An 11429-nucleotide genomic window follows, 5' to 3' on the forward strand; every position below is an offset into this window, starting at 1 on the left:
GGGGGATTTTTGCGTTTTGGGGATGTAGAAGGGGAGGGGGCAAGAACGCCGAGTTACTGACTGCGTTTATGACAAAAATGGCGTGAAAAATGGCTTGAAACTGTCATAAACTTGCACAGTTTCACATTTGCAGCCCGTCTTTCTGAAGTTGTCAGGTTTGCTGCTTAACCAAAAACGCCCGACCGCCTGCGCATCAACTGCACAGAACAATCGGGCGTGAAAAGGCTTTTGGCTATCTAGCTGTACTGACCGGGGACGTTAGTTGACTTGCGTGGCATCGCCCGGGCTCTGTATCCTCGGCCGCATGTACTCAGGCATCGCCTCGATGAAGCTGCGTTCCGTCCGCTGACGGCGGCGGGACCCCTTATGACCTCTCGTCTGCCGTCCTGGCCATCTGCCGGGCGGCCGCTTCGTGGTGCCCGGCTCCATGACGAGCTGAAAGTACGCAATGCCAACCACAGAACCTTTACGATCATGTGCCTGGATCGGGACATCCCAAGGGCCCGCTGCACACATCCGCGCTGAATCACTCCACCTGACACTCGGCGACAGGCCGCTGCTGAGTGGGACTGACGTCACCGTCTCCACCGGGTCGCGACTGGCGATCGTCGGCGACAACGGCCGGGGCAAGACCACCTTGCTCCATATACTGGCGGGGATCTTGAAACCCGACTCGGGAGTGGTGACCCGGGTGGGTTCCCTCGTCCTGGTCAAGCAGGACATGGCCACCGAGGGCGATCGCACGGTCGGTGACCTCATTGCCGAGGCGACCGCCCCATCCAGGGCCGCTCTGCAGGCCCTCGACGTGGCTACCGCGGCGCTGGCCGCGGGCGATGACGCGGCCGACGCTTATTCCGCCGCACTCGAGGCGGCCACGCGGCTGGACGCCTGGGATGCAGACCGCCGTGTTGACATCGCCCTGGCGGGCCTGAACGCCTGTAGCGACCGCGATCGGGTCCTGTCGACCTTGTCGGTCGGCCAGCGGTACCGGGTACGGCTGGCGGTCGCCCTCGGATCGACCCCTGACCTGTTGCTGCTGGACGAGCCCACCAACCACCTGGACGCTGCAGGGCTGTCCTTCCTGACTGAGCGCCTGCGGGACCACCCCGGTGGCCTGGCCTTAGTCAGCCACGACCGCGCCCTGCTGCGCGACGTGGCGACCAGCTTCCTGGACCTCGACCCGACCCGCGATGGCCTTCCGCGCACCTACGCGGGCGGTTACGAGGGCTGGATCGAAGGGCGGCAACGAGAACGGGCCGCCTGGGAGCAAGACCATGCCGCCCAGGTCGCCCGGCATCAGGAACTGACCCGCGCCGCCGCCGACGCACGCTCCCGCCTGTCCCAGGGTGGATGGAGACCTGAAAAGGGCACAGGCAAGCACCAACGTGCCACACGCGCTGCTGGAGTGGTCCAAGCCTTCAACCGACGTATCGAAGACCTGAAAAGTCATGAAATCGGCGTCCCGGCGCCGCCACTGCGTCTTGCGTGGCCCGCCTCGGCAACCCGTGCCGGACAGAGCATCATGAACGCCACCCAGGTTACTGTGAAGGGCCGATTGGACGCTCCGGTTTCGGTCGACGTGAACGGCGGTGACCGGTTGGTGGTCACCGGACCGAACGGCGCGGGAAAATCCACCCTGTTGGCACTTCTCGCAGGGCGGCTGGCCCCCACCACGGGACATGTGCGAGTTAATCCGAGAGCGCGCATCGCTCTGCTGTCCCAAGAGGTCCCCGACTGGGACCGCTCCAGCCCCGCACACGAGGTCTATGAGGCCTACCTGGCGAAGCTAGGCCGTCGAGCTCAGGCGCCGTCCCTCGGCTCGCTCGGGCTGCTCGAAGCCTCCGCAACCGGCACGCCGGTGGGGCGCTTGTCGCAAGGACAGCAACGCCGTCTCCACCTGGCCATGTGTCTGGCCCAGGATCCAGACCTGCTGCTCCTGGACGAGCCCACCAACCATCTGTCATCGAGCCTCGTCGACGACATCACCACCGAGCTGCTGCAGACCTCCTGCGCGGTGATCGTTGCCACGCATGACCGTCAGATGCTCCACGACCTGGCCGACTGGCCCCACCTGAACCTTGACCTGAAGGACATGCCATGAACCCGCTTCACCCCTTGACCATCCCCACGTACCGTCAGCTGTTCGCAGCGATGGTGCTGACCATCTTCGCCCAGGGTGCCTGGGCCCTCTACCTTGCCATGCAGACCCTCGACCTGGGCGCCACGCCAGCCGCCCTGTCGGGTGTCGTAGTCTGGAGCGGCATTGGCCTGCTTGCAGGATCCCTCCCAGCTGGCGTAATCGCAGACCGGTTCCCCAATAAGTCCGTCATCGTGAGCGTGCTCACCCTGAACCTCACCATCGCGACCGCGACGTCCACGGCAGCAATCCTCGACATTGTCACCTTCTGGATGCTCGCGGTCTCCGCGTTCATCATTGGCACTTCAACCGCATTCTTCTTCCCCGCCTACACGGCGCTGGTGCCAGTCCTGGTGGACGGCGACGACTTAATGGCCGTCAACGGCCTCGAAGGCGCCGCCCGCCCGTTGGTCGGACAGGCAATTGCGCCCGCCGCCGTCGGAGCGGTCATCGGTGCCAGCATGCCCGCCGCGGGCGGGTACCTCATCGCCGGCGCGCTCGGACTCGCCCTGATCGCCGCCCTGCGGCTTCCTGCCCCTTGCTCAGCCGAGACCGACGCCGAAGCTCCGGCCACCTCTGCGCTGCGGGACCTGCTCGACGGGTTCGGCTACGTCGCCCGCACGCGCTGGGTTCGCTCCAGCGTGCTGTTGGCGGCCGCCATGGGCCTGGCCGTGACCGGTCCGCTGGAAGTTCTCCTGCCCGCGGTCATACGCTCGACCCATGACAACGGTCCGGCTGTGTACGGAGTCGTCCTCGGAGTTCTGGGCGTCGGCGGCCTGGTGGGTTCCCTCGTCGCCGGCTCATGGCCCACCCCCTCACACTTCCTGCCCGTAATGGTCGGCGCATGGGTACTCGGCTGCCTTCCACTGGCCATCCCCGCACTCACCAACAATCCGTGGATCATCAGCGCCGGACTGGCGGTCTACGGTGCGTCGATCGGAGTCGGGATGGTCATCTGGGGCACGGTCCTGCAGGAACACGTACCGCTGGAGATGCTCGGCCGAGTCGCCAGCCTCGACTTCTTCATCTCCATCGCCTTCATGCCACTGTCCATCGCACTCACCGGACTCCTCAGCCGACACATCGCCGCTGCCAGCTTGTTCATCGCCGCCGGACTCGTGCCGCTCGCCACGACGATCCTCCTTGCAGTCCTGGGGCAACTCCGAACGCCGCGGACGACGCCCGTCGCAGCAGGTGAGGAGTGATGCACGCCAACGCCACCCTGACACCTCGCCACCGGCTCAAGGTGGCCCAGCTCGTCGTCGACGACGGTTGGCCCATCAGCGAAGTCGCCGCCCGCTTCCAGGTCTCCTGGCCGACCGTGAAGAGGTGGGTCGACCGCTATCGCGCCGGCGAGTCGATGCAGGATCGCTCGTCCCGGCCGAAGACCTCACCGAACAAGACGGACAAGGCGACGACGAAGCGGTGCGTCAGCCTGCGGATACGGCTGCGTGAGGGCCCCGTGCAGCTCGCCGCCCGACTCGGCATCGCGCCCTCGACCGTCCACCGCATCTTGGCCGGTGCCCGACTGAACCGGCTCTCCTACATGGACCGCGAGACTGGCGAACCGATCCGCCGGTACGAACACCCCCACCCCGGCTCCCTGGTCCACGTGGACGTGAAGAAGCTCGGGAACATCCCCGACGGCGGCGGCTGGCGCTACGTCGGCCGCCGCCAGGGCGACCACAACCGAACGGCGACACCGGGTAAGCCGAAGAGCAAGTGGCACAACCCCAGGCTCGGGTACGCGTTCGTGCACACCGTCATTGACGACCACTCCCGCGTCGCGTACACCGAGGTCCACGACGACGAGACCGCCGTCACCGCGGTCGGGGTCCTGCATCGGGCTGTGGCGTGGTTTGCCGATCGCGGCGTCGCCGTGGAGCGGGTGCTGTCCGACAACGGTGGCGCCTATCGCTCGCACCTGTGGCGGGACACCTGCGAGGCCCTCTCGATCACCCCGAAGCGGACGCGTCCGTACCGGCCGCAGACCAACGGCAAGGTAGAGCGCTTCCACCGGACCATGGCCGACGGGTGGGCCTACGCCCGCTGCTACACCAGCGAGCAAGAACGACGCGACGCCCTGCCGGATTGGCTGCACCAGTACAACCAGCACCGCCCGCACACGGCCTGCGACAACCAGCCGCCGTTCTCACGATTGATCAACGTCCCCGAGCAGTACATCTAGCCGCCTATTTACTTCTTGCGAGCCTGACCCGGCTTCGGAGCCGGCTTGGACGGCTTGGAAGAGATCTTCTTAGCGTCGTCAGCGTTCTTCTTCTCGGTCTTGACCTCGTCGACCTTGATTTGAGCCTGCTTGGAAGCCTCTGCGGCCTTCTCCTCAGTGGTCTCCTTGGCCTCAGCAGCCTTGTCCTTGGCCTCGTCGGCCTTGTCGGCTGCCTTGCCCTTTACCTCTTCAGCCTTTTCCTTAGCCTCGGAAGCCTTCTCTTCAACGGTCTCCTTGACCTCTGCGGCCTTCTCTTCGACCTTGTGCTTAACTTCCTGGGCCTTCTGCTGGTACGGAGCTGGGTCAACCGGGAGCTTGTCGTCCTTGCGCAGCTTCCAAACAATGACACCGACGATTGCTGCAACAACAGCGAAGACCAGGGAAGCGGTTGCGATGCGACCGTTCTTGGCGCGCTGCTCTTCCTTACCGGTTACCTTGTCGATAGCCTTCTGGGTACGCACCTCGAGGTCCTTGCGAGCCTTCTTGGCCTTCTTTTCAGCCTTCTTAGCCTCGCAGCGAGCCTTGCAACGGGTCTTCTTGCCCTTGCGCTTAGCGTCCTTCTCGGCCTGCTTCGCAGCCTTCTTAGCCTGCTTCTTGGTCTCCTTGGACTTCGTCTCAACCTTGCCGGTCAGTTCTTCGGCCTGCTCAGCGAGCTGATCGCGGGCGTCGGAAACCTTTTCCTTAACGTCTTCCGCCCAATTGGTTGCTGCGTCCTTTGCTGCCTCGTTCTGTGCAGCTGCCACCTTCTTAGCCTCCTGCATCGTGTCGTAGAGCTCTGCAGCCTTCTTGTCCCGGTAATCCGAGTAGCTGTCGTAAGCGGACTTCAGTCCCTTGACAGCCAGCGAGATTGCGTTGGGGTTCATGACTCTCCTTTATTAGTGCGTCGCCAACAGGCATCGCCTTTAATTCTCAATCAATGATTAATACTGCTGCGGCGCCAGTGCCTCTGAGACCAAGATGCTTCTAAGTCCAAGAGCTAGGGCCCAGATAGGCCTAGCGCCGAAATATTTGCAGCAGGCTCACATTCCAGCTTAGGCACTATTTGGCCTCCATGGGGGTCAACGAAGAACTCTTTTCCTTATCTTGAGAAACGTTTTCGCTGGTTTCTGCCACGGAGAAACTCACCAGTAGGAGCAATTGGCCACCAAGGTCGGTATCCTAAGGAATGTGACTATTAAGACTGCTACTGCAACTGTGCACACCAACCATGGCGATATCGTGATTGACCTGTTCGGCAACCACGCGCCGAATACCGTCGACAACTTCATCGGCCTGGCAGAAGGCACCAAGGAGTACAAGGGGCAGAACGCCTCTGGCACCGAGTCCGGCCCGTTCTACGATGAGGCCATCTTCCACCGCATCATCGCTGGATTCATGATTCAGGGTGGTGACCCGCTGGGCACCGGCACCGGCGGCCCGGGCTACATGTTCGACGATGAGATCCACCCGGAGCTCCAGTTCGATCGTCCGTACCTGCTCGCTATGGCAAACGCCGGCAAGCGCGGCGGTCGTGGCACCAACGGTTCCCAGTTCTTCATCACCGTTGTTCCGACCCCGCACCTCAATGGCGCTCACACCATCTTCGGTGAGGTCGCTGATGACGCCTCGAAGAAGGTTGTCGACGAGATCGCTCGTGTGGCTACGGATCACTGGGATCGCCCGCTGGAGCCGGTCGTGATTACCTCCATCGACATCGAGAAGTAATCCGCTAGCTTCTACGCTCTTTAACCCGTCCGGTTGTTCCGGGCGGGTTTTTTCATGCCCATTTTCGCTTTACGACGGCCCGTAACTTCAATGTTGTGTTTAGGGGTAGTGGGGGTAGTAGCACATCGTGTTAATTCTCCACATGTCCACAGCCCTGTGGACAAAATACTCCACTGTTCACCTAGGTGAACACGGGCCAAGAAGCACGTTACGGGTCCCAATTTTCACAAATTACAACAATTCACAGTTGTCCACAGACTTGTGCACATGTGTGGATAATTCCATTCTTGTAATTTACGAACCAGCGTTCGAAAGTGGTCGAACTCCGCAGAATATTGGAGTTACGCATAACTTGACTTGCAACTATGTTACTTGTTCACAGAGTTATCCACAGGCTGTGGATACTGTGGACACAGGGGATAGAACCAAAGTTGTCATGCTTTACGGTTTCTGTCACGTAACCCGTGAGAAATTTGGGACGAAATCTCTCCACAGTTATCCACAAATTACATGATTGTTACACAGGTTTCTGTGGATAACTTTTTTGCGTGATCAGTAGGAGGGAAATCCTCATTCGCCGAAAAACGTGTGGGAAACGGGGGTATTGACGGGGGTGAATTGACCTGGGTTTTTAGGCATGAAAAAGGCGCATCCAATAATGGATGCGCCTGAGGAGTGCGGTGTATTAGAGCTGACTAACGCCAACCCATAGTCATCAGCAGACCAACAATGAAAAGACCAAAGCCGATGACGTAGTTCCATGCGTTCAAAGTCACCATGAACGGAATATGCGGACCCGCGATGTAGTTGACCAGCAGCCAGCCCAAACCAATCAGCATGAACCCGAACATCAGCACCTTGTACCACACCGGTGTCTGAGTGCTATTGATTTTGACCGGGGTACGGCTGACAGAGGAGCCACCGGATTGTGGTGAATTAGTGCTTTCAATCTTTGCCTTAGGCATAGCGCTTTAAACTCCTTAGGTTGTGGTCAGCAGGTTGCGATCAGCGCGGTATCTACACTCCCGCGGTATATGCATAATTGTAAACTTTGCATCCGAACTTACCAGTGAAGTTCGCAGGCAGTAGAATCCCCAGTTATGCAGATTCTCGTCGTCGATAACTATGACAGCTTCGTATTCAATCTGGTCCAGTACATAGGCCAGCTCGGCGAAACGGTTACTGTCTGGCGCAATGATGATGCGCGTCTCCGCGATGTTGACGACGTCGTAAAGCAATTTGATGCAATCCTACTGTCGCCCGGTCCCGGTGAGCCGTCCAATGCGGGATGGACAGAGGACATTATTCGCGCGGTGAGCAGGCAGGACGAGCCGACACCGGTGCTGGGTGTGTGCTTGGGTCACCAGGCGATTGGTGAGGTTTTTGGTGCGCAGGTTGTGCGTGCCGACGAGCTGTTGCACGGCAAGACCTCCCCGGTCACCCATGACGGCACGGGTGTTCTGGCCGATGTGCCCAGTCCTTTTATTGCCACGCGCTACCACTCGTTGACGGTGGATCCGAAGACGTTGCCGGAGGAACTCATTGCCACGGCATTCACGGATTCGGGCATGCTGATGGCGATGCGCCACCGCGACCTGCCGATTCACGGCGTGCAGTACCACCCGGAGTCGGTACTCACCCAGTACGGGCACCGCATGCTGGTCAATTGGCTGCGGCTGGCCGGCGGTGAGTACACCGAGGAACTCCTGGCGGAGTTGGAAGAGCAGCAGGCCGTGTACCAGCGCGCCTTCTCAGACGTGCTGGCACACTAGCCGCTAGTTAGGCAGCAGATCCGGCAGCCTTATGGGAGGTTCAGGAGCAGGCCGTTCCTCTGAAGAGCTCTCCGGGGCGACCCCCAGCCGGTAGACACGCAGGGTGACCTCGCCGTCCTTGTTGAGCTTGGAGCCGGCTGACGGGTCGGCCTTCTCCACGTGGTCGACCTTGGACAGATCCAACGTGGTGACTTCCTCGGTGCGGATAGTTCCCTCGAAGCCGGCATCGGTGAGTGCCTTCTCCGCATCGCGGAGAGTCTGGCTCTCAACTCGTGGCATCTTAATTTGGTTGCCGCGCGAAACGTGCAGCTCGACAGTCGTTCCGACGGTGAGCTCCGTGCCCTTCTGGGGAACCTCAACAACGGTTCCCTGTTCCTCAGTGGAGTCAACCTCCACCACCTCGACAACGAAACCAGCGGACTCGAGGGTCGTGCGGGCGGAATCCAACCTCTGACCAGTGACATCCGGAACAGTCTTGGTCTCGATACCGGAGGAGACAGTCAAAGTTACACGGGTTCCCTTCGACACCTGAGAACCGGCAGCTGGAGACTGCTCGATGACATTGCCGCGCGGAACGTCCTCACTCGGTTCCTCTTGCAGCTTCGGATTGACGACAAGCCCCGCCTCCTCGAGTAGGCGGCGAGCTTCCTCGGCCTGTTTGTCGCGTACATCCGGCACATTGGTCAACTCTGGGCCCGAAGATACGCGCAGCTTGATACGAGATCCCTGCGGCAACCCCGATCCGACGCCCGGTTCGGTGGCAATCACCGTGTCTCGGGGCACATCTGGGTTCGGCTCGTCGACGCGGTTGACCACGAAACCAGCCTGCTCGAGAACCTGCGTCGCCTCATTGACATTTAGGCCCTCGACCTGCGGAATGGCAACGGTCTCGACCTCGGTGGACGAGTTGAAAAGCTGGTAGGCGCCGTAGCCGACACCGCCAAGAGCGACCAGCGCAGCAGCCGCCAGTGCGACAGTCTTTCCTGCGCCACCCTTCTTTTTCTCAGGCTCGTCAGTGTTAGCAATCTGAGCAGGGGCTTCCGGTTGGGCAGCTGCTCTCTCCGGTTCCGGAGCAGGGACAGGGGCCGGGGCCGGAGTTGCCTGCTGTGCAGGGGTCACCCGGGTCTCAGCATCCGATGGAGCTGCCGGAAGGAATTCGGTGGTCTTCGCATCGTCGTCATGCGCGCCGTGGTGCGCCAGCGCCAACGGATCCTCGCCGCGTGCAAGACGACGCAAATCCTGGGCGAAGTCCTCTGCAGAGTCGTAGCGCTCCATCGGATCCTTGGCCATCGCGGTCAGAAGCACCGCGTCGAGGGCCTGAGCCGTGTTTGGGTCGGTGTTGAGCTTCCCCGAAGGCCGCGGCGGCTGGTCCTGAACGTGCTGGTAAGCGACAGAAAGAGGGGTTTCGCCGGTGAACGGCGGGGCGCCCGTGACGGCCTCGAAAAGTACGCAGCCGACAGCGTAGATATCGGAACGGGCGTCGGCGGTCTTACCGCGCGCCTGCTCCGGCGAGAGGTATTGCGCGGTACCCAGCACCGCCGCAGTCTGCGTCATCGTGGTGGAATCACCGAGCGCGCGAGCGATGCCGAAGTCCATCACCTTCACCTTGCCGGTGTTGGTCAGCATGATGTTCGCCGGCTTGATGTCACGGTGAATAATGCCCGCATGGTGGGATGCCGTCAGCGCATCACACACCGATGCCATGATCGATGCGGCTTTCTTCGGGTCGAGCCGCCCCTCACGACGAACAAGATCACGCAGGGTCTCGCCCTGAATCAGCTCCATGACAATGAAAGGCACGCGCCCCATCGGGCTATCCGTCTCGCCGGTGTCGTACACCGACACGATCGACGGGTGATTCAGCAGCGCTGAGTTTTTCGCTTCACGACGGAACCTTGCGAGGAAGTTCTCATCCCTGGCAAGGTCGGCCCTCATCATCTTGACCGCGACAGAGCGACCGAGAACAGTATCTTCAGCGCGGTAGACATCGGACATGCCGCCAACGCCAATGAGCTCGCCGAGCCGATAACGGCCGGAGAGGAGATCGTCATTGCCAGACATTGTTCGTCAGTCCCTTCGGAAGGATTTCCACCAAAACATCTTGTACCTGAATATTACTGTGCATCTGGAGTCCCCAAGGTATTACCGGAGTCATTTCCCAAGGGCAATTGAATACCGGGTAGACCACCGCCACTGGAGTCGTCGCCACTGTCGTTGCCCGAATCCTGAGTCGGTTCGGACGTATCCGGAGCGGTCTCGCTGGTGTCCTGCTCAGTGGAGCTGTCAGAGGCACCGTCATTGTTGCCGCCGTAGTTTTCACCAGAGTTGCCGCCGTCGTTATTTCCCCAGTTACCGGAATTGTCTCCCGACCAACCGTAACCAGAACCGTCGTTGGGGTCGGTGTTTTCCTCTGTGGTTTGCTGCTGTGACTGGTTCGGAATGTACTGCTCCAAGTTCGGAATGGTTGGCAGTGAACCGGTAGTCGACAGCGAATAGACGACTGCGATAGCACCGGCCAGCAACACTAGCAGCACCAACAGCGCAATGCTGCCGCAGCCACAACCGCAGCCGCTGCGCTTCTTTGCCGGCTTACGCTGTCGGGCGGGTCGCTGCGGTGGCCGCTGCGGTTGCTGCTGTGGCTGCGACACCGGCATGGGCGGTCGCGTCATGGCACCGAGTTCGGTGGTCGCCGGGTTGGCAGCGTTGGATTGACGGTGCACCGTTGGGGTCACACCACGCGGCTGCGGTGGGCGGTGCCCCGCGCGCACTCGCAAAACAGCCTGTGCCAGCTCACGGCCATCGGCATAGCGACGCTGCGGATCCTTGCGCAGCATAATGCCGATAAGTTCGCGGATATGCGGATTGACCGTCGGCGCCAACGCAGGCGGAGCCTCGTTGATGTGTGCCACGGCAACCGCGACGGTGGAGTCGCCCTGGAAGGGCCGGGCGCCGGCCACCATTTCGTAGGCGACACAGCCAAGCGAGTAGATGTCAGTCGCCGGACTCACCTGTTTGCCCTGCGCCTGCTCCGGTGAGACATACTGCGCGGTACCGACGACCATGCCGGTACGCGTCAGAGGCACCGCTTCAGCGGCTTTGGCAATGCCAAAGTCGGTAATCTTCACGGTGCCCTCCGGCGTCACCAGGAGGTTGCCCGGCTTAATGTCGCGGTGGACAAGGTTCGCAGCGTGAATTGCCGACAGGCCGTGTGCAGTCTGCTCCAGCACGTCGAGCATCAGGTGCTCTGGCAGGGTGCGACGTCGCTGCAGCACCTGCGACAGAGATTCGCCACGGATGTACTCCATGACGATGTAATACGCGCCGTGGCTGCCGATGTCGCCTTCCTCGTAGGTGACAATCTTCACCACGTTTGGGCTGTTGACGCTGCGCGCAGCGGCGGCTTCGTTCTGGAAACGCTGCCGGAACTCGTAGTTGTCCGAGTACTCCTGGTTCAGAAGTTTGATTGCAACCAGTTCGCCGCTGGTGGCGTCGTCGGCAAGCCAGACGGTGGACATGCCGCCACGGCCGAGCAGACGGCGAACGTGATATCGGTCGCCAACGATGTCTTGAACTTGGTGGGCATCCATGC

The 11429-nt window shown here is 61.2% G+C and carries 9 protein-coding genes; 5 read left to right on the forward strand and 4 right to left on the reverse strand.

What is annotated here, in order from left to right:
* The first annotated feature begins 448 nt into the window (after positions 1-448).
* From HMPREF2878_RS00630 to HMPREF2878_RS00640, 3 genes are read left to right on the forward strand one after another with little or no spacing between them, the layout of a single operon-like run.
* Positions 449-2101, forward strand: coding sequence for an ABC-F family ATP-binding cassette domain-containing protein (locus tag HMPREF2878_RS00630; protein ID WP_049193109.1), 1653 nt, complete (start codon positions 449-451; stop codon positions 2099-2101).
* Positions 2098-3342, forward strand: coding sequence for an MFS transporter (locus HMPREF2878_RS00635; RefSeq protein WP_049193110.1), 1245 nt, complete (start codon positions 2098-2100; stop codon positions 3340-3342). Before HMPREF2878_RS00630 ends, HMPREF2878_RS00635 begins: the two co-directional genes overlap by 4 nt.
* Positions 3339-4325, forward strand: a complete 987-nt coding sequence (locus tag HMPREF2878_RS00640; protein WP_049193111.1) for an IS481 family transposase — start codon at positions 3339-3341, stop codon at positions 4323-4325. Before HMPREF2878_RS00635 ends, HMPREF2878_RS00640 begins: the two co-directional genes overlap by 4 nt.
* 8 nt (positions 4326-4333) lie before the next feature.
* On the opposite strand, the gene HMPREF2878_RS00645 is transcribed toward HMPREF2878_RS00640, so the two are convergent.
* A complete protein-coding gene (locus tag HMPREF2878_RS00645) occupies positions 4334-5227 on the reverse strand; it encodes a hypothetical protein (protein WP_049193113.1) in 894 nt (297 codons plus the stop codon).
* A gap of 304 nt (positions 5228-5531) precedes the next feature.
* Here HMPREF2878_RS00645 and HMPREF2878_RS00650 point away from each other — a divergent pair, with 304 nt between their 5' ends.
* Positions 5532-6068, forward strand: coding sequence for a peptidylprolyl isomerase (locus HMPREF2878_RS00650; RefSeq protein ID WP_369707163.1), 537 nt, complete (start codon positions 5532-5534; stop codon positions 6066-6068).
* A 695-nt stretch (positions 6069-6763) separates the two neighbouring features.
* Here the strand turns inward: HMPREF2878_RS00650 and crgA are convergent.
* A complete protein-coding gene (crgA, locus tag HMPREF2878_RS00655; RefSeq protein WP_005511903.1) occupies positions 6764-7033 on the reverse strand; it encodes a cell division protein CrgA in 270 nt (89 codons plus the stop codon).
* Between the two features lie 135 nt (positions 7034-7168).
* Between crgA and HMPREF2878_RS00660 the strand changes: the two genes are divergently transcribed.
* Entirely contained in the window at positions 7169-7840 is a 672-nt protein-coding gene (locus HMPREF2878_RS00660; RefSeq protein WP_048731900.1) for an aminodeoxychorismate/anthranilate synthase component II, read from the forward strand.
* 3 nt (positions 7841-7843) lie between these two features.
* Here the strand turns inward: HMPREF2878_RS00660 and pknB are convergent, their stop codons facing one another.
* Positions 7844-9901 carry a Stk1 family PASTA domain-containing Ser/Thr kinase gene (gene pknB, locus HMPREF2878_RS00665; protein ID WP_070607187.1) on the reverse strand — a complete coding sequence of 686 codons (2058 nt, stop codon included), beginning with the start codon at positions 9899-9901 and terminating at the stop codon, positions 7844-7846.
* 53 nt (positions 9902-9954) lie between these two features.
* Positions 9955-11427 carry a serine/threonine-protein kinase gene (locus HMPREF2878_RS00670; RefSeq protein ID WP_070652675.1) on the reverse strand — a complete coding sequence of 491 codons (1473 nt, stop codon included), beginning with the start codon at positions 11425-11427 and terminating at the stop codon, positions 9955-9957.
* Positions 11428-11429: the final 2 nt, after the last annotated feature.

The sequence above is a fragment of the Corynebacterium sp. HMSC065H09 genome, assembly GCF_001812845.1.
Lineage (GTDB): Bacteria > Actinomycetota > Actinomycetes > Mycobacteriales > Mycobacteriaceae > Corynebacterium > Corynebacterium jeikeium_D.